This is a genomic window from Solirhodobacter sp. (genome assembly GCF_964715405.1).
The window spans coordinates 18030-39901 of the sequence record NZ_CBAICG010000003.1 but is presented as its reverse complement, the minus strand read 5'-3'; the positions used below and the strand labels follow the sequence as shown (position 1 = coordinate 39901).

Annotated in this window: 18 protein-coding genes and 1 tRNA gene; 9 read left to right on the top strand and 10 right to left on the bottom strand. The window is 68.4% G+C overall.

Going from position 1 to position 21872, the window contains the following annotated elements:
- Positions 1-53: 53 nt before the first annotated feature.
- On the bottom strand, positions 54-1589 hold the full coding sequence (locus AC11WY_RS01885; RefSeq protein ID WP_482921960.1) for a trimethylamine methyltransferase family protein: 1536 nt from the start codon (positions 1587-1589) through the stop codon (positions 54-56).
- A 116-nt stretch (positions 1590-1705) separates the two neighbouring features.
- On the opposite strand from AC11WY_RS01885, the gene AC11WY_RS01880 reads away from it, so the two are divergent.
- The 6 genes from AC11WY_RS01880 (at position 1706) to AC11WY_RS01855 (ending at position 8589) form a co-directional block, all read left to right on the top strand.
- The gene (locus AC11WY_RS01880) at positions 1706-2590 is read left to right on the top strand and encodes a LysR family transcriptional regulator (protein ID WP_482921958.1); all 885 of its coding nucleotides are present in this window, start codon (positions 1706-1708) and stop codon (positions 2588-2590) included.
- A gap of 100 nt (positions 2591-2690) precedes the next feature.
- The gene (locus AC11WY_RS01875) at positions 2691-3158 is read left to right on the top strand and encodes a formate dehydrogenase subunit gamma (RefSeq protein ID WP_482921956.1); all 468 of its coding nucleotides are present in this window, start codon (positions 2691-2693) and stop codon (positions 3156-3158) included.
- The gene (locus AC11WY_RS01870; RefSeq protein ID WP_482921954.1) at positions 3155-4687 is read left to right on the top strand and encodes a formate dehydrogenase beta subunit; all 1533 of its coding nucleotides are present in this window, start codon (positions 3155-3157) and stop codon (positions 4685-4687) included. The genes AC11WY_RS01875 and AC11WY_RS01870 overlap by 4 nt, the downstream gene beginning before the upstream one ends.
- Entirely contained in the window at positions 4684-7563 is a 2880-nt protein-coding gene (gene fdhF, locus AC11WY_RS01865) for a formate dehydrogenase subunit alpha (protein WP_482921952.1), read from the top strand. Before AC11WY_RS01870 ends, fdhF begins: the two co-directional genes overlap by 4 nt.
- Positions 7563-8384 carry a formate dehydrogenase accessory sulfurtransferase FdhD gene (gene fdhD, locus AC11WY_RS01860; RefSeq protein WP_482921950.1) on the top strand — a complete coding sequence of 274 codons (822 nt, stop codon included), beginning with the start codon at positions 7563-7565 and terminating at the stop codon, positions 8382-8384. Before fdhF ends, fdhD begins: the two co-directional genes overlap by 1 nt.
- Positions 8374-8589, top strand: coding sequence for a formate dehydrogenase subunit delta (locus AC11WY_RS01855; protein WP_482921948.1), 216 nt, complete (start codon positions 8374-8376; stop codon positions 8587-8589). Before fdhD ends, AC11WY_RS01855 begins: the two co-directional genes overlap by 11 nt.
- 77 nt (positions 8590-8666) lie before the next feature.
- On the opposite strand, the gene AC11WY_RS01850 is transcribed toward AC11WY_RS01855, so the two are convergent.
- The 4 genes from AC11WY_RS01850 to AC11WY_RS01835 are packed head-to-tail and all read right to left on the bottom strand — an operon-like array spanning position 8667 to position 14857.
- The gene (locus tag AC11WY_RS01850; RefSeq protein WP_482921946.1) at positions 8667-9683 is read right to left on the bottom strand and encodes a C45 family autoproteolytic acyltransferase/hydrolase; all 1017 of its coding nucleotides are present in this window, start codon (positions 9681-9683) and stop codon (positions 8667-8669) included.
- A gap of 1 nt (position 9684) precedes the next feature.
- Complete coding sequence (locus AC11WY_RS01845; RefSeq protein ID WP_482921944.1) at positions 9685-12723, bottom strand: efflux RND transporter permease subunit; 3039 nt, start codon at positions 12721-12723, stop codon at positions 9685-9687.
- Complete coding sequence (locus AC11WY_RS01840; protein WP_482921942.1) at positions 12720-13775, bottom strand: efflux RND transporter periplasmic adaptor subunit; 1056 nt, start codon at positions 13773-13775, stop codon at positions 12720-12722. The genes AC11WY_RS01845 and AC11WY_RS01840 overlap by 4 nt, the downstream gene beginning before the upstream one ends.
- Positions 13775-14857, bottom strand: coding sequence for an efflux RND transporter periplasmic adaptor subunit (locus tag AC11WY_RS01835; RefSeq protein WP_482921940.1), 1083 nt, complete (start codon positions 14855-14857; stop codon positions 13775-13777). The genes AC11WY_RS01840 and AC11WY_RS01835 overlap by 1 nt, the downstream gene beginning before the upstream one ends.
- A gap of 189 nt (positions 14858-15046) precedes the next feature.
- Here AC11WY_RS01835 and AC11WY_RS01830 point away from each other — a divergent pair, with 189 nt between their 5' ends.
- Positions 15047-15808 carry a DUF1003 domain-containing protein gene (locus AC11WY_RS01830; protein ID WP_482921938.1) on the top strand — a complete coding sequence of 254 codons (762 nt, stop codon included), beginning with the start codon at positions 15047-15049 and terminating at the stop codon, positions 15806-15808.
- Between the two features lie 14 nt (positions 15809-15822).
- On the opposite strand, the gene AC11WY_RS01825 is transcribed toward AC11WY_RS01830, so the two are convergent.
- Together AC11WY_RS01825 and AC11WY_RS01820 are read right to left on the bottom strand one after the other, a co-directional pair.
- Positions 15823-15899, bottom strand: a tRNA-Pro gene (locus AC11WY_RS01825).
- A gap of 45 nt (positions 15900-15944) precedes the next feature.
- Positions 15945-16898, bottom strand: a complete 954-nt coding sequence (locus AC11WY_RS01820) for a DMT family transporter (RefSeq protein WP_482921936.1) — start codon at positions 16896-16898, stop codon at positions 15945-15947.
- Positions 16899-17328: 430 nt separating this feature from the next.
- Here AC11WY_RS01820 and AC11WY_RS01815 point away from each other — a divergent pair, with 430 nt between their 5' ends.
- Complete coding sequence (locus AC11WY_RS01815; protein WP_482921934.1) at positions 17329-17748, top strand: hypothetical protein; 420 nt, start codon at positions 17329-17331, stop codon at positions 17746-17748.
- Between the two features lie 53 nt (positions 17749-17801).
- Here the strand turns inward: AC11WY_RS01815 and leuB are convergent, their stop codons facing one another.
- Both leuB and AC11WY_RS01805 read right to left on the bottom strand, forming a co-directional pair.
- Positions 17802-18908, bottom strand: coding sequence for a 3-isopropylmalate dehydrogenase (leuB, locus tag AC11WY_RS01810; RefSeq protein ID WP_482921932.1), 1107 nt, complete (start codon positions 18906-18908; stop codon positions 17802-17804).
- A gap of 53 nt (positions 18909-18961) precedes the next feature.
- A complete protein-coding gene (locus AC11WY_RS01805; RefSeq protein WP_482921930.1) occupies positions 18962-19858 on the bottom strand; it encodes a LysR family transcriptional regulator in 897 nt (298 codons plus the stop codon).
- Between the two features lie 91 nt (positions 19859-19949).
- On the opposite strand from AC11WY_RS01805, the gene AC11WY_RS01800 reads away from it, so the two are divergent.
- Entirely contained in the window at positions 19950-20870 is a 921-nt protein-coding gene (locus AC11WY_RS01800; protein WP_482921928.1) for an NAD-dependent epimerase/dehydratase family protein, read from the top strand.
- Here the strand turns inward: AC11WY_RS01800 and AC11WY_RS01795 are convergent.
- Complete coding sequence (locus tag AC11WY_RS01795; protein WP_482921926.1) at positions 20829-21869, bottom strand: endonuclease/exonuclease/phosphatase family protein; 1041 nt, start codon at positions 21867-21869, stop codon at positions 20829-20831. The genes AC11WY_RS01800 and AC11WY_RS01795 overlap by 42 nt on opposite strands.
- Positions 21870-21872 lie beyond the last annotated feature (3 nt).

Below are 21872 nucleotides of genomic sequence, written 5' to 3'. Positions count from 1 at the left end.
CTGCCGCCCGCGCGGGCACTCTGGCCGAGGGGTTGCGCCGCGACAAGGCCGGATCAGTCCACCGGCCGTGCCCCGCCCTCGGCGATGCGGCGGGCGACGAAGGCCGCGATGCGCTCGGCCGCCTCGGCCCCGTGCAGCGGCTGGCGGTAATCGGCCAGCGTGCGCTGCCAGACCGCCGTGGCCCGCTCGGTGGAGGTTCTGGCCCCCGCGTCGGTCCAACTGCCGAAGTTCGTCAGGTCGGCCACCAGCGGCTCGTAGAACGCCCGGTCGTAGCGTGTCATCGTATGGGCCGCACCGAAGAAGTGCCCGCCCGGCGGCACCTCGGCCAACGCCTCGTAGGCCAGCGCGGCCGCATCCGCCTCAGGGCGCTGACACAACTCGGCCAGCATCTGCAACGCCTCCAGATCGTTGATGAACTTCTCGTAGCCAAAGCTGAGCCCGCCCTCCTGCCACCCGGCGGCATGGATGGTCAGCGTCGCGTTGGCCATCAGCGCGCCCCACAGGCCCATCATCGTCTCGGTCGCCGCCTGCATGTCGGCCACGTTCGACGAGGCCCCGGCGGCGGATCGCCACGGCAGCCCGATCAGCCGCGCCAGTTGCCCGCTGCCGATCTGCATCTTCACATGCTCGGGCGTGCCGAAGGCGGGCGCGCCCGACTTCATCGCGACGTTCGACGAGAACCCGCCGTAGCTGACCGGCGCCCCCGGCGCCGCGATCTGTGCCAGCGCGATGCCCGCCACCGCCTCGGCGTGCTGCAACACCAGCGCGCCCGCCAACGTCACCGGCGCCATCGCCCCTGCCAGACAGAATGGCGTGATGATGCTCATCTGCCCGGCGCGGGCAAAGTCGATGATGCCTTCCGCCATGTTCGCATCCACCTGCCGGGGCGAGTTGGTGTTGATCACCGTCACCGTCCAGCTTTGCGCGGCGAAGGCCGCCTCGTCGAGGTTCAGGCCCAGCCGGATCATCTCGAAACTGTCCTGCACCGCCCGCCGCCCGCGCGAACCGGTGGACATCACCTTGCGGCCCCAGGTCAGTTGCGCGCCGGTGGTGGCCAGATGGCGCAGCGGCACCGGAATGTCCTGCGCCTCGACGCCCGCGCCCATCTTGTGGATCACGTCGAAGCTGGATTGCAGCTTGATCAGTTCCTCATAATCGGCCAGCCGTCCGGGGCGGCGGCCCCGCACCAGATCGGTCACGTTCGGGCAGCCGGCGCCGCCCATGAACAGCATCGCGCCCTCTTCATAGACCTGCGCATGGGCCGGGTCGGGCGCCCCCAGCCGGATCGACCGCGGCGCGGACGCCAGCGCCGCCGCGACAATCTCGCGCCCGATGCGGACCATCTGGCTGTCCTCATCCACCAGCGCGCCTGCGGCGGCGAACAGCGCCCGCGCCTCGGGCAGCAGGAAGCGGATACCCAGCTCTTCCAGCACCTTCAGCGCGGTGTCATGCAGGCTTGCCACGGCATCATCGGAAAACATCCGCTGCGGCGGGAAGGGGTGGCGCAACTGACGATAGTTCACCACCCGCGCCGAAGCGCGCAGCGCGCCCTCATGCCGCCGGTGCCCGCCCTGCCGTTCGTTCGCCATGCCGTTTCCCTTCCTGCGTCGGCGTGCAGTATGGAACCGGACGCCGGGCCGGGGCGCGGCCCGCAGCGGCCTTGATGGTGTCGTATTCCGCCCGGTGCGGTGCTAGGCTCGCCGCCATGATCGACAAGCTGGAAATGTTCATCGCCCTTGCCCGCGAGCAGCACTTCGGCCGTGCGGCCGAGACGTGCGGGGTGACGCAGCCCAGCCTTTCCGTGGCGATCAAGCAGCTTGAGGAGCAGTTGGGGGTGCAGCTCGTCTGGCGCGGCTCGCGCTTTGGCGGGCTGACGCCCGAGGGGCAGCGCGTGCTGGAATGGGCGCGCCAGATCGTCGGCGACACCCGCACCATGCGCGAAGAGATGCGCGCCGCCCGGCAGGGGCTGTCGGGGCGCATCCGGATCGGGGTGATCCCGACCGCGCTGACGGTAGCGTCACACCTGACGATGCGCTTTGCCAAGCGGCATCCCAACGTGCGGTTCAGCATCTACTCGCGCACCTCGATCGAGATCCTTGCGATGCTGGAAAACCTCGACATCGAAGCCGGCGTGACCTACCTCGACAATGAACCACTGGGCCGCGTCACCAGCGTGCCGCTTTACCGCGAAAAATACACGCTGGTCTGCGCGCCGGGCCACATCCTGTTTGAACGCCTCGATGTCGGCTGGGCCGAAATCGGCGCCTCGGCGCTGTGTCTTCTGACGCCCGACATGCAGAACCGGCGCATCATCGACCAGCAGTTGGCCCGCGCCGGGGTGACGGGGGGGCCGACGGTCGAATCGAACTCCACCGTGGTGATCATCGCCCATGTCGTCAGCGGCCGCTGGGCCACGATCCTGCCGACCAAGCTGGCCGAGTTCCACGCCCGGGGCAAGAAACTGCGGATCATCCCGATCCGCGACCCCGAAGTGGAACACCTCGTCGGCCTGATCGCGCCGCATCGCGAACCCCACACGCCGGTTTTGGCCGCGCTGATGCAGGAGGCGGGTGCGATATCGGAGGCCTGAGCGGCCGATAGCCGAAAACTATCGACCAACGGGAATTTGATATTGAAACGCGGGCCAACTGCGCGCAAAAGCATGCGCAGGCGCGAGGCAGGAGAAGACCATGACAGCAAACGCGGTTGCACAGCGCACCGATGACATTGTGGACGAACTTGTCCCGCTGGAGGGTCCGCTGCTGCCGATCCTGCACGCCGTGCAACATGCCTTCGGCTTTGTCCCGCAAGAGGCCCTGCCCCGCATCGCGGAAAAGCTGAACCTGTCCCGCGCCGAGGTGCATGGGGTGATGTCGTTCTACCACGACTTCCGCACCGAACCCGCGGGGCGCCATGTGGTGAAGCTGTGCCGCGCCGAGGCCTGTCAGGCGCAGGGCGCCAATGCGCTGGCCGCCCATGCCAAGGCGCGGCTGGGGGTCGATTTCCACGGCACCACGGCGAATGGCGCCGTCACGCTGGAGCCGGTGTTCTGCCTTGGCCTCTGCGCCTGCGGCCCGGCGGCGCTGGTCGATGGCAAGGTCGTCGGCCGGGTCGATGCCGCGAAGCTGGACGCGATCCTGTCGGAGTGCGGCGCATGAAGATCTACGTTCCCCGCGACGCCGCCGCCAAGGGACTTGGGGCCGAGGCCGTCGCCGCCGCCATGCGGACCGAGGCGAAGGCCCGTGGCCTTGACGTGACGCTGGTGCGCAACGGCAGCCGCGGCATGGTCTGGCTCGAGCCGCTGGTCGAGGTGGAAACGCCCGCAGGCCGTCTCGCCTTCGGCCCGGTCACCGCCGCCGACGTGCCCGCGCTCTTCGACGCGCAGTTCGGCGAGCATTCGCTGGCCCTTGGCCTGACGGAAAAGATCCCCTTCCTCGCCAACCAGACCCGCCTGACCTTCGCCCGCTGCGGCCGGATCGACCCGCTGTCGCTGACCGACTATGAAGCCCACGGCGGGCTGAAGGGCCTGCGCCGCGCGCTGGACCTCTCGTCCGAACAGATCGTCGCCGAGGTGAAGGACAGCGGTTTGCGCGGCCGGGGCGGCGCGGGCTTCCCGACCGGCATCAAGTGGGACACCGTCGCCCGCGCGAAAGCCGACCAGAAATACATCGTCTGCAACGCCGATGAGGGCGACAGCGCCACCTTCGCCGACCGCATGCTGATGGAGGGCGACCCCTTCACCCTGATCGAGGGCATGGCGATCGCCGGGCTGGGCGTCGGCGCCACGCGCGGCTACGTCTACATGCGTTCGGAATACCCCGACGCGATCGAGGTGATGGAAGCCGCGCTGACCGTGGCCCGCGCCGCTGGCGTCATCGGGCCAAGCGTCCTCGACTCCGGCCGCGCGTTCGACATGTGGGTGCGGGTCGGCGCGGGTGCCTATGTCTGCGGCGAGGAGACCTCGCTGCTCAATTCGCTCGAAGGCAAGCGCGGCGTGGTCCGCGCCAAGCCGCCGCTGCCCGCGCTGGAGGGGTTCCTCGGCAAGCCGACCGTGGTCAACAACGTCATCAGCCTTGCCACCATCCCGGTGATCTTCGAACGCGGCGCGGCCTTCTACAAGGATTTCGGCCTTGGCCGGTCGCGCGGCACCATCCCGTTGCAGATCGCGGGCAACGTGCGTCACGGCGGGCTTTTTGAGACCGCCTTCGGCCTCACACTCGGCCAGATCGTGGATGACATCGCGGGCGGCACCGCCTCGGGTCGCCCGGTCAAGGCGGTGCAGGTCGGCGGCCCGCTGGGGGCCTACTTCCCCCGTGCGCTGTTCGACACGCCGTTCGGCTATGAGGAATTCGCGGGCAAGGAGGGCCTGATCGGCCACGCCGGGCTGACCGTGTTCGACGACAGCACCGACATGCTGAAGATGGCCCGCTTCGCGATGGAGTTCTGCGCCATCGAATCCTGTGGCAAATGCACCCCCTGCCGCATCGGCGCGGTGCGCGGCGTGGAAACGGTGGACCGCATCGCCAAGGGCGACGCCGCGGCGATCCCGATCCTGACCGATCTGTGCAACACGATGAAGCTCGGCTCGCTCTGCGCCCTTGGCGGCTTCACCCCCTACCCGGTGATGAGCGCGCTGACCCACTTCCCGGAAGATTTCCACGCCACCCATCTGGAGGCCGCCGAATGAAAGACTTCATCCTGCCCGATGCCGATTACGGCACCCCGGCCAGCAAGGCCAAGGAACTGGTGACGCTGACGGTGGATGGCTTCCACGTCACCGTTCCGGCGGGCACCTCGGTGATGCGCGCGGCGAAAGAGGCCGGGATTTCGGTGCCCAAGCTCTGCGCCACCGACTCGGTCGATGCCTTCGGATCCTGCCGCCTCTGCCTGGTGGAGATCGAGGGCCGCGCGGGCACGCCCGCCTCCTGCACCACGCCGGTCGCGGCGGGCATGGTCGTGCACACGCAAACCGGCAAGCTCAAGACGCTGCGGCGCGGCGTGATGGAGCTTTACATTTCGGACCACCCGCTGGATTGCCTGACCTGCTCGGCCAACGGCGATTGCGAGTTGCAGGATATGGCCGGGGCCGTCGGCCTGCGCGACGTGCGCTATGAAGCCATCGACACCCACTTCAAGCCCAAAGCCGCCACCGGCGAGGCCAACCCGCAATGGCTGCCGAAGGACGACTCCAACCCCTACTTCAGTTACGATCCGTCGAAATGCATCGTCTGCTCGCGCTGCGTGCGGGCCTGCGAAGAGGTGCAGGGCACCTTCGCGCTGACGATTCAGGGCCGCGGCTGGGACAGCCGCGTGTCGGCGGGCATGTCTGTCGACACGTTCCTGTCGTCGGAATGCGTGTCCTGCGGCGCCTGCGTGCAGGCCTGCCCGACCGCGACCTTGCAGGAGAAATCCGTCATCGAGATCGGCACGCCCTCGCATGCGGTCATCACCACCTGCGCCTATTGCGGCGTAGGCTGTTCGTTCAAGGCGGAAATGCGCGGCGATGAACTGGTCCGCATGACGCCCTACAAGAACGGCAAGGCCAACCGCGGCCATTCCTGCGTCAAGGGCCGCTTCGCCTGGGGCTATGCCCAGCATCAGGACCGCATCCTGAAGCCGATGATCCGCGAGCGGGTGGAAGACCCGTGGCGCGAAGTCGGCTGGGACGAGGCGCTGAGCTTTGCCGCCACCCGCCTGCGCGCCTTGCAGGCAAGCCATGGCAAGGACTCGATCGGCGTCATCACCTCGTCGCGCTGCACCAACGAGGAAACCTACCTCGTGCAGAAGCTGACCCGCGCCGTCTTCGGCAACAACAACACCGACACCTGCGCCCGCGTCTGCCACTCGCCCACGGGTTATGGCCTTGGCCAGACCTTCGGCACCTCGGCCGGCACCCAGGACTTCGACTCGGTCGAACAGACCGACGTGGTGATCGTGATCGGTGCCAACCCGACCGATGGCCACCCGGTCTTTGCCAGCCGCCTGAAGAAACGGCTGCGCAAGGGTGCCAAGTTGATCGTCATCGACCCGCGCCGGATTGATCTGGTGAAATCGGCGCACATCAAGGCGGCCTATCACCTGCCGCTGAAGCCGGGCACCAACGTTGCCGTCGTCACCTCGCTGGCCCATGTCATCGTCACCGAAGGGTTGATGAACGAACAGTTCATCCGCACCCGCTGCGACTGGGACGAGTTCCAGCACTACGCCGAATTCGTCAGCGACCCGCGCCATTCGCCCGAGGCGACCGAGGCCAATACCGGCGTGCCCGCCGCCGACCTGCGCGCCGCCGCCCGCATGTTCGCCACCGGTGGCAACGGCGCGATCTACTACGGGCTGGGCGTCACCGAACACTCCCAAGGCTCCACCACCGTGATCGGCATCGCCAACCTGGCCATGCTCACCGGCAACATCGGCCGCCCCGGCGTGGGGGTGAACCCGCTGCGCGGCCAGAACAACGTGCAGGGCTCGTGCGACATGGGGTCGTTCCCGCACGAACTGCCGGGCTACCGGCACGTCAAGAATGCCGACGTGCGCGACATCTTCGAAAAGCTCTGGGGCGTCGAAATCTCGCCCGAACCCGGCCTGCGCATCCCCAACATGCTGGATGCCGCCGTCGATGGCACCTTCAAGGGCATCTACATCCAGGGCGAAGACATCCTGCAATCCGACCCCGACACCCACCACGTCGCGGCGGGTCTGAAGGCGATGGAATGTGTCATCGTTCACGACCTCTTCCTGAACGAAACCGCGAACTACGCCCACGTCTTCCTGCCCGGCTCGACCTTCCTCGAAAAGGACGGCACCTTCACCAACGCCGAGCGCCGCATCAATATGGTCCGCAAGGTCATGGCGCCGAAGAACGGCTATGCCGATTGGGAAATCACCCAGATGCTGGCCAATGCGATGGGCGCGGGCTGGGGCTACACCCACCCCAGCCAGATCATGGCGGAAATCTCGGCCACCACGCCCAGCTTCGCTGGCGTCAGCTACGAGAAGATCGAGACGATGGGCTCGGTCCAGTGGCCCTGCAACGACGCCGCCCCCGAGGGCACGCCGCTGATGCACGTCGATGGCTTCGTGCGCGGCAAGGGCAAGTTCATCAACACCGAATATGTGGCGACCGATGAAAAGACCGGCCCGCGATTCCCGCTGCTCTTGACCACCGGCCGCATCCTCAGCCAGTACAACGTCGGCGCCCAGACCCGGCGCACCGCCAACACCGCCTGGCACCCCGAGGATCTGCTGGAGATCCATCCGCACGATGCCGAACTGCGCGGCATCAAGGAGGGTGATTTCGTCCGCGTCGCCAGCCGCGCGGGCGATACCTCGCTGCGCGCCCGCATCACCGACCGCGTCTCGCCCGGCGTGGTCTACACCACCTTCCACCACCCCACGACCCAGGCCAACGTCATCACCACCGACTATTCCGACTGGGCGACCAACTGCCCGGAATACAAGGTGACGGCGGTGCAGGTCTCGCCCTCCAACGGGCCGACCGCGTGGCAGGTGGACTACGACGCGCAGGCCGAAATGGCCCGCCGCATCCTGCCGGCCGCCGAGTGATGGCACGCCGGGCCGCCAGCGTACCTTGCGTCACCGTCCGTCCGGGCGGTGTGCACAGCGGCGCGCGCGCCCTGCCCGAGGAAACGCCGGTGGCCATCGTCTACAATGGCACCACCCAGGCCGTGATGATGGCCACACCGGATGACCTTGAAGACTTCGCCCTCGGCTTCTCGCTCACCGAACACGTCATCGCCAGCCCCGCCCAGATCGAGCGGATGGAGATCGTGGAGCACGGGCAGGGCATCGAGGTGCGGATGTGGCTTGCCGACGATCGCGCCGCGGCGATGACCGCCCGCCGCCGCGCGATGGCCGGGCCGGTCGGCTGCGGCCTTTGCGGCATCGACAGCCTGGATGAGGCGCTGCATCCGGTGACGCCGGTCCCCGACAGTGGCCTGCGCCTGACTGCCGCCGACGTGCTGGCCGCCAGCGAAGCCCTTCGCAACGCCCAGCCCTTGCACGACCAGACCCGCGCTGTGCATGCCGCCGGGTTCTACCGCCCCGGCACCGGCCTGATCCTGGCGCGCGAGGATGTCGGCCGCCACAACGCGCTCGACAAGCTGATCGGGGCGATGGCGCGGGCCGGGATCGACCCGACGCAGGGTGCGATCGTGCTGACCAGCCGCGTCAGCGTCGAGATGGTGCAGAAATGCGCCGTCGCCGGGGCCCCCGTCCTCATCGCCGCCTCCGCCCCCACCGCCCACGCCCTGCGGCTGGCCGAAGGCGCGGGCCTCACCATCGCCGCGCTGGTGCGCGACGGCGGCTTTACCCTTTTCTCCCATCCGTCACGGATGGATACCGGAGCGTCGCAGAATGTCGCCTGACAAGCTGATCTACATGGCCAACCAGATCGCCACCTTTTTCACCTCGCAGCCCGAGGCCGAGCGGGTGACGCGGGTCACCGCCCACATCAAGGATTTCTGGGAACCCCGGATGCGCAAGCAACTCTTCGAGATCGTCGACACCGGCCGCCCCGGCATCGACCCGCTCGTGCTCGCCGCCACGGCGAAGCTGCGCGAAGCGGCCTGAGCGCCGCCCGCTTCATTTTCGGTCCAAAAGTATCCTCGGGGGTGCGGGGGCAGACAGCCCCCGCGTCTGCCCGGCCCTCACCCGCCCGAAATCCGCCCCCCGGCCACCCGCAGCACCACCCCCGCCACCGCCGCGCCGGGGTCGTGGATCGCCACCGTCACGGTGTCGCCCACCGTTGCCACCAGCGAGACCACCGTGTTCTCCTCATCCGGATCATCCGGATCGCGCCGCAGGATCGGCAGGCCCGGCCCCGCGTCATCCTGCAGGACCGCCAGCGGGTCGCGCCCCAGCAACGCCCCGGCCCGCGCCTGCCGGTCGCCCGAAGACTGCGTGATCCGCTGCGGCTGGTCGGCCATGCCGGGGTGGATCAGGTGGTTGGCATGGGCCATAGGTTGCGCCACCTTTACCACCGAGACGCGTTCGCCTGTGAACTCCACGCTCAGCAACCGCCCATCCCCCGCCTGCGCCATCGCGAAGTGAAAGCCGCCCGCACGCGGCACCGCCCGGATCAGCGCGACCGCCTGATCCAGCGTGCGGCACCCCATCATCGCCCGCCCCAGCACCATGCGCGGCACACCCGGCGGCTTGGTCAGCGCCCGGATGTTGTTCACCGTGACGACCAGCCCCGCGTCGTTCACCCCGAAGGCGGTGCCGGGCACCGAGCCGGGATAGAGGAACGCCGCGAAGGCAGGCGCCCCGGCCGGTTCGGCCAGCAGCAGCCCGCAGTCGTTCAGCTCCTCCGGCCCGCCATCCTCGTTGTGCGCGATCACCCGCGGCTCTCCCGGCACCATCACCGTGGTGCAGCCTTCCGGCACGTCGGACCGCAGGTCGCCCCGGCAGCACCAGGTGAAGACCTGATCGAACGGCAGCCCCAGCCCCTCGGCGAGGCCCTCGATTTCCGCAACGATATCCGGCAGATGCCCCCGCGCCGCCGCCTCCATCGCCCGCACCCGGTCACTGCCCGCCTGGGCCACGGTGCGCGCCCAGTAGGCCGAGGGCAGCACCAGCCGCCGCATCGCATCGGCGCCAAAGGCCCCCATCGCGCGGCCAACCTCGCGCGGCGTGCCGCGCGCGGAAACCGGGATCAGCGCCACCTCAAGCCTCCGGCCGCAAACGGAACACCGCGACGTAAAGCGCGGGCACGAAGACCAGCGTGATGATCGTGCCCGCGATGATGCCGCCCATCATCGCATAGGCCATCGGCCCCCAGAAAATCTCGCGCGAGATCGGGATCAGCGCAAGGCTGGCGGCGGCGGCCGTCAGCAGGATCGGCCGCGCCCGGCTGTCGGACGCCTTGAACACCGCGTCCCAGTCGGCCATCCCGTCCTCGCGCAAGACCTCGATCTCGTGCACCAGGATGATCGAGTTGCGGATCAGGATGCCGATCAGCGCCAGCACCCCCAGGATCGCGACGAAGCCAAGCGGTGCGTGCGACGGCAACAACGCCGCCACCACCCCGACCAGGCCCAGCGGCGCCGCGCAGAACACGATGAAGCTGAGCCGGAAGCCCTGCATCTGCGCCATCACCAGCGTGACCATGATCAACAGCATCAAGGGCACCACCGCCGCGATGGGCGCCTGGCTCTGCGCGCTCGATTCCACCGTGCCGCCAACCGTGACGTGATAGCCCGGCGGCAGCGCCGCGTCGAAAGCCGCGATCTTCGGCGCAAGGGCGGTGACCAGCGTCGCCGCCTGGTCCTTGCCGGTAATCGCCGCCTGCACCGTGATCGTCGGCACCTGATTGCGCTGCGAAATCATCGGCGGCTCGGTATCGTAGCGGAACACCGCGACCGAGCTTAGCGGGATCGGCGCCCCGCCGGACCCGTTGAGTTGCAGCCCGTAAAGCGCCTCGATCGAGGCGCGCGCCGCATCGTCGCCCCGCACCGCGATGTTGATCAGGTAGGTGTCGTCGCGCAACTGGGTGATCGTCTGCCCGGCATAGACCGCGTTCAGCGCCGAGGCGATGTCCTTCGAGGTCAGGCCCAGTTGCCGCGCCTTGTCCTGCAGGATGTCGATGCGCACCACGCGCGCCGGTTCGTTCCAGTCCATCACGATGGAGGTCAGGCGCGGATCACTCGCCATCACCGCCGCCAGATCGCGCGCCTTGTCGCGCAGCGTGCCGATGTCGGGGCCGCTCAGGCGGTACTGCACCGGGCGGCCCACCGGGGGGCCGATCTCCAGCAGCTTGGCGAAAATGTCGACGCCGGGGAAATCGGTCGCCGCCGCCGTCTCGATCTTCGCCCGAAGCCGGTCGCGTTCCGCCACGCCGGGCGTCTGGATCACGATCTGCCCGACATTCGGCCCCGGCGTCTGCACGTCATAGGACAGGATGAACCGCGGCGCCCCCAGACCCACATAGGACGACCAGAACCTTGCATCGGGATCGCCCTTCAGATCCGCCTCCAGCCGGTCCATCTGCGCCCTGGTGTCGGCGATCGAGGCATTGGCGGGCAGCGTCACGTCCACCAGCAGTTCGGGCCGGTCGGAGGAGGGGAAGAACTGCTGTTCGACAAACTTCATGCCGTAGATCGACAGCGCGAAGACGGCGAGGGTCAGGCTGATGGTCACCCAGCGGAACCCCATCGCGGCGCGCAGCACACGGTGGAAGACGCGGCGCACCCTGCCCGGCGCGGGGTCGTGATGCGGCAGGCTTTTGGGCAGCATCGTCACGCCCAGCAGCGGCGCGAACAGCACCGCGGCGATCCAAGAGACGATCAGCGAGACCGCGATGACAACGAACAGCGAGAACGTGAACTCGCCCGCCGCCGAGTTGTTCAGCCCGATCGGGATGAACCCGGTCAGCGTCACCAGGGTGCCCGACAACATCGGAAAGGCGATCGAGGTCCAGGCGTAGGAGGCTGCCTTCTTCAGGCTTTGCCCGGCTTCAAGCTGCGAGATCATCGTCTCGATGGTGATCATCGCATCGTCCACCAGCAGCCCCAGCGCGATGATCAGCGCCCCAAGCGAGATGCGTTGCAGCGTGAAACCGGCGTACTGCATCACCACGAAAGTGATCGCCAGCACCAGCGGGATGGTGATCGTCACCACCAGCCCGGCCCGAAGGCCCAGGCTGATGAAGCTGACCGCCAGCACGATCACCACCGCCTCGGCCAGCGCCCTGATGAAGCCGCCCACCGCATCCTGCACCACACCCGGCTGGTCGGCGACCTGATGCACGGCGATGCCGATGGGCAGGTGCGCCTCGGTCTTCTGGATCACGCCCGCCAGTTCCTTGCCGAAATCGACGATGTTGGCGCCCGGCTTCATGCCGACCTGCAACCCGATCGCGGGCTGGCCGTCATAGCGAAAAAGCGACGTTGGCGGATCGACGTAGCCGCGCTTGATGTCCGCCACGTCGGTCAACCGGAAGAACCGGTCGCCCACCCGCAGGTTCACGTCGGCCAGGCTCTGCGCGCCGGAAAACTGGCCGCCCACGCGCACCTGCACCCGTTCCGGCCCGGCGTCGATCACGCCCGAGGGCAGGATCGCGTTCTGCGCCTGCAAGGTGGCCAGCACCGCCTGCTGGTTCAGGCCCAGCGCGGCCAGCTTGCGGGTGGAGAATTCAAGATAGATCACCTCGTCCTGGGTGCCGAAGACGCCGACCTTGCCCGCATCCGGCAGCGCCTGCACCGCGCGCTGGACCGCATCGATATGGTCGCGCAATTCGCGCGGGGTAAAGCCGTCGGCGGTGAAGGCGTAGATGTTGCCGTAGACGTCGCCGAAATCGTCGTTGAAGGCGAAGCCCTGGAATTCCTGCGGGAAGTCGGGGCGGATGTCGGCCATCATGTTGCGCACCTTCTGCCAGATGCGCGGCAACTGCCCCGGTTTGGTCGTGGCCAGCAGGTTGACGTAGACGATGGACTGCCCCGGCCGGGTGATCGAGCGGGTGAAGTCAAGCTCCGGCAGGTCGGTCAGCTTCTTCTCGATCCGGTCGGTGACCTGGCTCACCGTATCCTCGACCGAGGCGCCGGGCAGCGAGGCGGTGATGATCATCGTCTTGACAGCGAAGTTCGGGTCTTCCTCCCGGCCTATGGTCAGGTAGGACATCACGCCGGCGATCAGGCAGACCAGCATCAGGAACCACACGAACGACCGGTGGTTCAGCGCCCAGTCCGACAGGTTGAAGCCCTTCATTTCACCACGCTCGGGCCCACGGCCTGCCCGTCCTCGATCGAGTTCACGCCCTTCACGATGACCTCCTGGCCCGTGGTCAGCCCCGCCAGCACCAGCACCCGCTCGCCCGTCACCGGCCCAAGCTGCAACGCGGTGCGATGCACCAGACCCGCAGAGCGGTCCACGACCCAGACATCGCTGCCGCCCCCGATCAGCGCCGTCACCGGCAGCGTCAGCCGCGCTGCCATCCGGGCGTCGGTTTCCACCAGCACCAGCGCACCCAGCCGGAACGCGGGCGAGGCATCGTCGGCCAGCGTCAGGTGCAGCCGCCGCGTGCGGGTGGCGCGGTCCGACACCGGATCAATCGCCCGCAGCGTCGCGGTGGAGGCGATCGCTTTCGCCACCTCCAGCCGGACCCGGAACACGGCCCCCGGCGAAATCCCCGCCACGTCCTGATCACTGAGGTCGATCACCACCTCCCGCTCGCCCGTGGCGGAGAGGCGCAGCACTGGCTGGCCCGCCGTCAGCTTGGCGCCGGGCTGGGCATCGACCTGGGTCACCACCCCGTCCTGCGGCGCGCTCAGCGTGGCGAGACCGCGCAGGTCTTGCGCCTGTGCCAGCGCCGCCTGTGCCTGCGCCAGCCGCGCCGTGGCGGCCGCCAGCGCGCTTTTCGCGGCCTCGGCCGTCGCGGGACTGTCGACCCCCTTGGCCACCAGTTCGTTGGCCCGGTCGGCCGCATCCTGCGCCGAATTCAACTTCGCCGCGGCCACCGTCACCCCCGCCTCGGCGGCGCGGACGTCGGCATCCAGATCCTGCGGGTCAAGCAGCGCGAGCGTCGCGCCGGTGGCCACGACATCGCCTTCCTCCACCGGGCGCGCGGCCAGCGTGCCGTTGATCGGAAAGCCCAGATCGGTCTCGGTCCGGGCGGCCACGGTGCCGACATAGCTTGGCTGCAACCCGGACCGCGGCGTGACCACATCCGACACCACCGGGCGCGGCGGCACCGGGGCGGGCGCATCCTGTTTGCAGGCGGCCAGCGCCAGCGGCAGGGCCATGAGCGCAATCAGACGCATCACTTCACCTCCACCGCGCGAACCACACGGCCGGGATAAAGCAGGCTCGCCCCCAGACCCACCACCTGTTCCCCGTCGCTGACCCCGCCCGCCAGCACGATCCGCCCGGTTTCGTAGCGCAGCACCTGCACCGGGCGCAGCGTCACGGCATGGGTCGCCGGATCGACCACCCAGACGGCGGGGCCGTCGGCCGTGGCGGAAATCGCCGACCACGGCAGGCTGATCTGCGCCGGGTCGGCGCGCTGAACCGTGCCGACGACGGCATCGCCAAAGCTGACCCCCGGCGGCAAGGACGGCATCGCCACGGTGATCTTCACCGTGCCCCGGCTTGCATCGACCAGCGGCGAGATCTGCCGCAGCGTGCCGATCACCGAAACCTCGGGGCGGTCGACCGGCGACACCTTCACCTGTGGCGGCGCCAGTGGCAGCGTGGTCAGCAACACCTCCGGCACCTCGAAGATCGCATCGTAGCGCTCGCCCAGCGCCAGCGTCATCACCGGCTGCGCGGCGCCGACGACCTGACCCAGTTCCGCCATCCGGTCGGTCACGGTGGCGTCGGCGGGGGCGGTCATCACGGTATCGGCCACCGCCTTCGTCGCGCGGTCCAGATCGGCCTCGGCCTGGGCCACGCCTGCTTCGGCCGCGCGCAGGGTGTCGGCGGCGGTGTCGCGCGCACTCCGGGTCGTCGCACCCTGTTCCAGCAAGCCGTCCTGGCGGTCGGCATCGTCGCGGGCCTTGGCGGCGCTCGCCTGCGCCGTGGTCAGTGCCGCCCCGGCCGAGCGCAGCGCCTGATCCTGCTGCACCGCGTCGATGCGGGCCAGTGGCGCGCCCGCCGCGACATGATCGCCGCGCTGCACCAGCATCGCCACGACCCGCCCCGAGGTCGGGAACGAGGCCGACAGCGTGTCACGCGGCGCGACCTCTCCGGTCAGCGACAGGCTTCGGGTGTCGCTCGTGTGGGCAACCGTGACGATCTGCACCGCAAGGGGCTCGACCGCGGGCGCAGACCCGGCCGTGGCCAGCATCGGCGCGAACACGGCGAGGCCAAGCACCACCACCAAGATACTGGCACAGGTCTTCATGCTCGCCATCCGCCCGATCCACATTGCCCGATCCACATTGCAGCTAGCTTGTCTTTGATCAAATTGATGTGTCGGGCAATCGAATTTACAAATCGGGCGAAATCGGCTTTTGGTCAACCCGATGAGTGACTCCAGGCCCCGGGGTCAAAGGCTGCTCCGGGCGCCATCCACCGCAGGGGGCAAGGTGCAATGCGGGACCGCGCCAACGACATTGACGACGCGTCACACGACGGCACCTGTGCCGTCTGCGGCAAGACCTGCGACGCGGCCGACCTGCGGTCCGCCCGGTCGATCCGGCCAGGCATCTACGACCTGATGCGCAAGGACCACCCCGACATCACGCATGGTGACCGCGTCTGTCGCGATGATCTGGCCCGCTACCGGCGGCTTTACCTCGAAGACCTGCTGGAAGAGGAACGCGGCGAGTTGACGGCGCTGGACCGTGAGGTGATCGAAAGCTTCGAAACCGGCGAGATCCTGGCGCAGAACCCGGAAGAGCAGATTCTGGAGGAAGAGACCTTCGGCGAGCGCATGGCCGACCATGTCGCCTCGTTCGGCGGCTCGTGGACCTTCATCGGGGTCTTCATGGTCGTTCTGCTGGGCTGGATCGCTCTGAACTCGATCAACATGTTCCGCGGGCCCTTCGATCCCTACCCCTACATCCTCTTGAACCTCGTGCTGTCGTGCATCGCGGCGATCCAGGCGCCGGTGATCATGATGAGCCAGAAACGCCAGGAAACGAAAGACCGCGTGCGGTCGGAGAACGATTACCAGGTGAACCTGAAGGCCGAGCTGGAAATCCGCCAACTGCACGAGCGGTTCGACTACCAGATGGCGCGCCAGTGGGAGAAGCTGGCCGAGTTGCAGCGGTTGCAGACCGGGCATCTGGAGGCCAGGTCCGGGGGCGACGACGAGATCATCTCGGGGCTCGCCGCGCGCAAGGCGCCGTGATCTTGGGAAAAATCTGGTCGGAGTGAGAGGATTCGAACCTCCGACCCCCTGCTCCCGAAGCAGGTGCGCTACCAGACTGCGCTACACTCCGACCGATGCGCGGGAGTTACCGACTCGGCAGGGGATTTGCAAGGGGTCACTCCTGTGTGCGGTTGCGGTTCAGGAAGGCGCCGATCCGCGAGCCCGGCCCGGCATCGGGGCGTGACCGGGTGTGCGACACCGGGCGGTTGTCGGACACCCCCGACCCGCTTTCGCGGAACAGGATGTAAAGGCCGCTGCCGATGATGACGGCGATGCCCAGCGCGGTGTAGCCGTCGATCCCTTCGTTGAAGAACAGCCAGCCGAACAGGATCGCCCAGAGGATCTGGGAGTATTGCATCGGCGCCACGATCATCGCCTCGGCATTGCGATAGGCGGTGATGGTGCAAAGGCCCGCCACGATGGCGAAGACCGCGACCAGCGTCATGCCGCCAAGGTCGCCGACCGGCATCGGCACATAGACGAAGGGCATCAGCGCCCCCATCACCAGGAAGTTCGCCATCATCGGGTAAAGCAGGATCACCGCGCTGCGTTCGTCCTGCCCGATCTTGCGCGCGATGATCGACGAGGTCGCGCCCCCCACCGCCGAGGCCATCGCCGCGATATGGCCCAGGCTGATCGGCACCGCGCCGGGGCGCAGCACGATCAGCACGCCGATCAGGCCGGTCAGCACCGCCAACCCGCGCCGCAACCGCACCCGCTCGCCCAGGATCGGGATCGCCAGCACGGTGATCAGCAAGGGCGAGGCGAACAGCATCGCATAGACCTGCGCCAGCGGCAGCACCGAAAAGGCGTAGAAGGCCCCGGCCCCGGCCAGCATGTCGGACGCCATGCGCAGCGTGATCCACCACGGATGGTTCGGTCGCAGGTGGCCCGCCGACTTGTCCTGCATCAGCATCACGGTGATCAGCGGAAAGCTCATCAGCGTGCGGAAGAAGATGATCTGGAACGCGGTGTATTCGACGCCCAGATGCTTGATGATGGCATCATGCGTCGAGAAAAGCCCGAAGCCCAGAAGCGCAATCAGCGCACCCCGGAGGTTGTTTGTCATCCGCATGGTCGTGATGGCCTTCAGATCGCTCGAACACCGGCAAGGTTAGCGCCAACAGCCGGGAATGCCCAGAGCGGGCTCCCATCCCGCGGCGCGTCTAGGCCTGCGGTTGGGTGTTTCCGGTCCAGGCATGATCCTTGCCGCGAAGCACAAGGCGGCGAATGGCGGCGGGCCTCCTGACGGATCTGGGGGCGATCGGGCTGTTCCCCGTCGGCATGCAGACCATGACCGAGGCGCTGCGGCCCGGCGGGCACCGCCCACCCGCGCAGCATCGGCCACTACCGGTTCATCGCCAGCCCAATTGACCCGGCGGGGACGCAATGAGCCGGGGGCGCCGACCTGGCTGATTTGCACCGCCGATCACGGCCGATTGTGCGGCGCGGCGGCAGAAAGGTCAGCATTTCCGTTGGTGAAGCCGGGGCCCGGTGTCATGCTCGGCGACGATTGGCCACAAGCGAAGGGAACGGCGATGGGTGTGGTTCTTGCGTATAGCGAAAACGACCAAGAACACAAAAGCTGGGCCGACGACCTCGGACTGCTGCAGGGCGGGATCGTCAAGGGAACGACCAACAGCGATACACCGAACGCCTACTACATGGGCATCGAGCTGCTTGCCGAGTACCCCGCCGCGCGGGCGCAGGGCGAGAAGTTCCTCAAGAAGGACTGCACCGGGAAGGGCTCCGGCAATTCGACGCGCAGCAAGAACCGCGTGGTGGTGAAGATCGACGCGAACGGTGCGCTGATCGAAGGCGCGGCCTGGCTCTGGCGGCACGACAACCGGGTTGTTCAGCTCGGACCCGGCTTCTTCAAGCGGGCCGAGATGATGCGGAACTTCGTCATCAAGCAGTAACGGCGCGGCGCGAGGCTCGCGCCGCTCCCGGCGTCAGGCCGCTCTGGCCTGCCTCAGAGGCTCGCGTCCAATGCGGCGAGGATCGCGTCGCCCATGCCGGTGGTCGTGACCGGGGTGCCGCCCTCCGGCCCCATCAGGTCGGCAGTGCGAACGCCATCGGCGAGCACCTTTTCCACCGCCGCTTCAACCCGCGCGGCCTCGTCGCCCATCCCGAACGAATAGCGCAGCGCCATCGCGAACGACAGGATGCTGGCGATCGGGTTGGCCTTGCCCTGCCCGGCGATGTCGGGCGCCGAGCCGTGCACGGGTTCGTAAAGCGCCTTGGGCCGCCCGTTCGCCATCGGCGCGCCGAGGCTGGCCGAGGGCAGCATCCCCAGCGAACCGGTCAGCATCGCCGCACAATCCGACAGGATGTCGCCAAAGAGGTTGTCGGTCACGATCACGTCGAACTGCTTGGGCCAGCGCACCAGCTGCATCGCGCCGTTGTCGGCATACATGTGCGACAGCGCAACATCGGGGTATTCCTCGTCGTGCACCTTCTGCACGACCTCGCGCCAGAGCACACCCGATTCCATCACGTTGGCCTTCTCCATCGAGCAGACCTTGTTGTGCCGCTTGCGCGCCAGTTCGAACGCCGAGCGGGCCACGCGGGCAATCTCGGACTCGGTATAGCGCTGGGTGTTGATGCCGACGCGCTCGTTGCCCTCGGTGAAGATGCCGCGCGGCTCGCCGAAGTAGACCCCCGAGGTGAGTTCGCGCACGATCATGATGTCGAGGCCGGCCACCACGTCCTTCTTCAGCGACGAGAAATCGGCCAGCGCGTCAAAGCACTGCGCCGGGCGCAGGTTGGCGTAAAGGTCCATCTCCTTGCGCAGCCGCAGCAGTCCGCGTTCGGGCTTCAGCGCAAACGGCAGGCTGTCATACTTCGGCCCGCCGACGGCGCCCAGCAGCACCGCGTCCGCCGCCTGCGCCGCGGCCATCGTGTCGTCATGCAAGGGGGTGCCGTATTTGTCATAGGCGCAGCCGCCCACCAGCCCCTCGGACACGTCGAAATGGATGCCCCGCTTCGCGCCCAGCCAGTCGATGATGCGGCGCACTTCGGCCATGACTTCGGGGCCGATGCCGTCGCCGGGAAGGATCAGAAGGGAAGGATTGCTCATGTGCGCCGCTCCGTGAATTGACGTGGCTGGCCTAGCCCTTCGCCGGAACGGAATCAAGCAGCCACGACGGCCGCCAGCCCCTCGGCCAGCGCATCCCAGACCCGGCGCAGGCGGGGCGTGTCGCGCAGCGCCTCGGCCGCCGTCAGCCAGACCGGCAGCGCGGGCAGCGGCAGGTCGGGGACCACCTGCACCATTCCCGGTGCCGCCCGCGCCACGGCCAGTTGCGCAATGCCAAGCCCCGCGCCCGCCCGCACCAGCGCCCAGTTCGCCGCCTGATCGTCGCAGCGCAGCCGGAAGAAATGCCGGTCCACCGGCTGGCCCAGCGCGCGGAACCCTTCCAGCATCAGGTCCGACCGATCGAGGCCGACCCAATCGTGCCGCATCATGTCCTCGGCGGTCAGCGGCACGCCGCGACGGTCAAGGTAGCCTTGGGCGCCGAACACGCCCAGCCGACTGTCGCCCAGATGCCGCGCGATCAGGTCGGGCTGATCGGGGCGATACATGCGCACGGCAATGTCGGCCTCGCGCCACAACAGGTTGTCGCTGGCGTCCGAGGCGTGCAGCTCGATCTCGATCTCGGGTTCCTCGGCGCGCAGGCGGGCAAGGATCGGCGGCAGCGTATGATGCGCTGTCACCATGCTGGCGCTGATCCGCACGGTGCCCGACAGCCGGGTTTCGCGCCCCGCCGCCAGCAGCGACAGCCTGGCCGCCGCCGCCCGCATCTCGCGTGCCGGTTCCAGCAGGGCGGCGCCCGCCTCGGTCAGCTCCAGCCCGCGGGGATGGCGGCGGAAGACCGCAACACCCAGCGCCGCCTCGGCCGCCTGCACCTGACGACCCAGCGTCGGCTGGCTGAGCCCAAGGTCGCGCGCGGCGGCCGAAAGCGATCCCGCCTCGGCCACGGCGAGGATCGAGCGGATCAGTGACCAGTCGAGGGGATCAATTCTATTCATTTGTGAATGCCTAACATGCGAAGATCCGCAGTTTCAATACATCAAGGCATAGCTTACCTTTCTTCGCAACCGACAAAGACAGGAGAACATGATGACCGGAACCGTCCTTATCCTCGGCGCCTCGGGCGTCTTTGGTGCCGCTGCCGCCCGTGCCTTTGCCGCCGCCGGGTGGCAGGTGCGCCGCTTTGACCGCAAGACCGGCGACATGGCCCGCGATGCGCAGGGCGCCGATGTGATCGTCAACGCGATGAACCCGCCCGCCTACCACGACTGGAAGACGTTGTTGCCGCAGATCACCGCGCAGGTGATCGCCGCCGCAAAGGCGAGCGGCGCCACGGTGATCGTGCCGGGCAACGCCTACGTCTTCGGCGACCAGCCGGGGCCTTGGGACGAGGCCACGCCGCACCGCCCGGTTGCCCGCAAGGGCCGCATCCGCGCCGAACTGGAGGCCGCCTATCGCAAGGCCGCCGCTGACGGCGTTCACACCATCATCCTGCGCGGTGGCGATTTCATCGACCCCGGCAACGCCAGGACGATTCTGGACATGGTGGTGCTGAAAGGGCTGGCGAAGGGCCGCATCACCGCGATGGGTCGCCCCGACGTGCGCCGCGCCTATGCCCATATCCCCGACATGACGCGCGCCGCCGTGGCACTGGCCGAAATGCGCGACCAACTGCCAGCCTTCGCCGACGTGGCGTTCCCCGGTGTGACCGTCAGCCTGAACGAATGGAAGCAGGCGCTGGAGGAAGCCACCGGCAAGACGCTGCGCATCGGCGGCTTCCCGTGGTGGCTGATGCGGCTGGCCTCGCCGGTCTGGGAACTGGCGCGCGAACTGACCGAGATGCGCTACCTTTACGACACCCCCCACGAACTGTCCGGCGCGATGTTCCACCGCTTGCTGCCCGATTTCCGCCTGACCCCGCTGAACCGGATCGCGGCCGAGGAGGCCGTGGCCTTGGGCGCGGTGCGCTCAGGGCAGGTCAAGGCCCACCCAGACCAGACGGTGGCGTGAGGCGGTGGCGGCGTCTGCGGCCCCTGGTTCCCCCTGAGCGGGCCAGAACACGCCCGCGCCCGTCACGGCAAGCCCGGCCGAGGGCAGCACATAGTCGACGCGCAGGCTGCCCGGCTGGCCCGGCTTGTCCCACAGCACGGTCGGGCGGCCGGGATCACCGGCGTGGCCCGCGTTCACCGGCAGCAGCGCGGCCTTGACGGCCCCGGTGCTGGACGGCGCGGGGTCGATCAGGCGTGGATCGGCCAGCAGCGCTCGGATCGCCGCGTGCTGCCCGTCGCCATCGGCCGGGTCGAGGTTCGCGTCGCCCAGCAGCACAAACGGCCCCTTGGGTGGCGGGATGGGCAGACGACCATCCAGCAGCGCCTGCCAGAACGCGATCTGGTCGTGGTTGCGGCGGCCGTTGCGGTCTTCCGGCCCGTCGAACACCGGCGGACTGGCGGCGAAGGCCAGCAGGTGAAGGGTGGCGCCGCCCGGACGGGTCAGTGCAATATCCCAGGCGCCCGTCTCGGCCAGCCGCAGGATCGGGGCCGCGCCCGCGGGCAGCCCTGCGGCGTCAAGCTGCCCCTCCGGCAGGTCGCGCCAGAGAAAGCCCGAAAAATCGCGCGAGGCCGTGACATCCACCGGCAGACGCGACAGGACCGCCATTCCCCCCTGCCCGGTGAAGGCGCCGAACCCCTGCGCGTCACCCGCCCCGCCCAGCCGCCCGTCGCCATCGAGATCAAGGCCGGTTGGCATCCCGGTATTGGGCCGGACGGAAAAGCGGAACGGATAGGCGGCCCCCGCCTGCGCCAGCCGGTCGGCATAGGCCGACAGCGCGGCCTGCCCGTCATCCCAGTCGAACCCGGTCAGCAGGATCACGTCGGGGTTCACGCGGGCGATCACAGCGACAGAGGCCGCGACCTGCGCATCCTTGCCCCCGGCGATGGCCTGCAACAGCAGCGCCGGGCCCTTGCGGGCCAGCTCGACCGTGTAGATCGCAAGCCGCAGTGGTTCCGCCAAGGC

What these genes read in the sequence shown, in the direction of transcription:
- AC11WY_RS01885 (WP_482921960.1), bottom strand. Translation starts at nt 1,589, where the DNA reads ATGGCGAACGAACGGCAGGGCGGGCACCGGCGGCATGAGGGCGCGCTG.
- AC11WY_RS01880 (WP_482921958.1), top strand. Translation starts at nt 1,706, where the DNA reads ATGATCGACAAGCTGGAAATGTTCATCGCCCTTGCCCGCGAGCAGCAC.
- AC11WY_RS01875 (WP_482921956.1), top strand. Translation starts at nt 2,691, where the DNA reads ATGACAGCAAACGCGGTTGCACAGCGCACCGATGACATTGTGGACGAA.
- AC11WY_RS01870 (WP_482921954.1), top strand. Translation starts at nt 3,155, where the DNA reads ATGAAGATCTACGTTCCCCGCGACGCCGCCGCCAAGGGACTTGGGGCC.
- fdhF (WP_482921952.1), top strand. Translation starts at nt 4,684, where the DNA reads ATGAAAGACTTCATCCTGCCCGATGCCGATTACGGCACCCCGGCCAGC.
- fdhD (WP_482921950.1), top strand. Translation starts at nt 7,563, where the DNA reads ATGGCACGCCGGGCCGCCAGCGTACCTTGCGTCACCGTCCGTCCGGGC.
- AC11WY_RS01855 (WP_482921948.1), top strand. Translation starts at nt 8,374, where the DNA reads ATGTCGCCTGACAAGCTGATCTACATGGCCAACCAGATCGCCACCTTT.
- AC11WY_RS01845 (WP_482921944.1), bottom strand. Translation starts at nt 12,723, where the DNA reads ATGAAGGGCTTCAACCTGTCGGACTGGGCGCTGAACCACCGGTCGTTC.
- AC11WY_RS01840 (WP_482921942.1), bottom strand. Translation starts at nt 13,775, where the DNA reads ATGCGTCTGATTGCGCTCATGGCCCTGCCGCTGGCGCTGGCCGCCTGC.
- AC11WY_RS01835 (WP_482921940.1), bottom strand. Translation starts at nt 14,857, where the DNA reads ATGAAGACCTGTGCCAGTATCTTGGTGGTGGTGCTTGGCCTCGCCGTG.
- AC11WY_RS01830 (WP_482921938.1), top strand. Translation starts at nt 15,047, where the DNA reads ATGCGGGACCGCGCCAACGACATTGACGACGCGTCACACGACGGCACC.
- AC11WY_RS01820 (WP_482921936.1), bottom strand. Translation starts at nt 16,898, where the DNA reads ATGACAAACAACCTCCGGGGTGCGCTGATTGCGCTTCTGGGCTTCGGG.
- AC11WY_RS01815 (WP_482921934.1), top strand. Translation starts at nt 17,329, where the DNA reads ATGCTCGGCGACGATTGGCCACAAGCGAAGGGAACGGCGATGGGTGTG.
- leuB (WP_482921932.1), bottom strand. Translation starts at nt 18,908, where the DNA reads ATGAGCAATCCTTCCCTTCTGATCCTTCCCGGCGACGGCATCGGCCCC.
- AC11WY_RS01805 (WP_482921930.1), bottom strand. Translation starts at nt 19,858, where the DNA reads ATGAATAGAATTGATCCCCTCGACTGGTCACTGATCCGCTCGATCCTC.
- AC11WY_RS01800 (WP_482921928.1), top strand. Translation starts at nt 19,950, where the DNA reads ATGACCGGAACCGTCCTTATCCTCGGCGCCTCGGGCGTCTTTGGTGCC.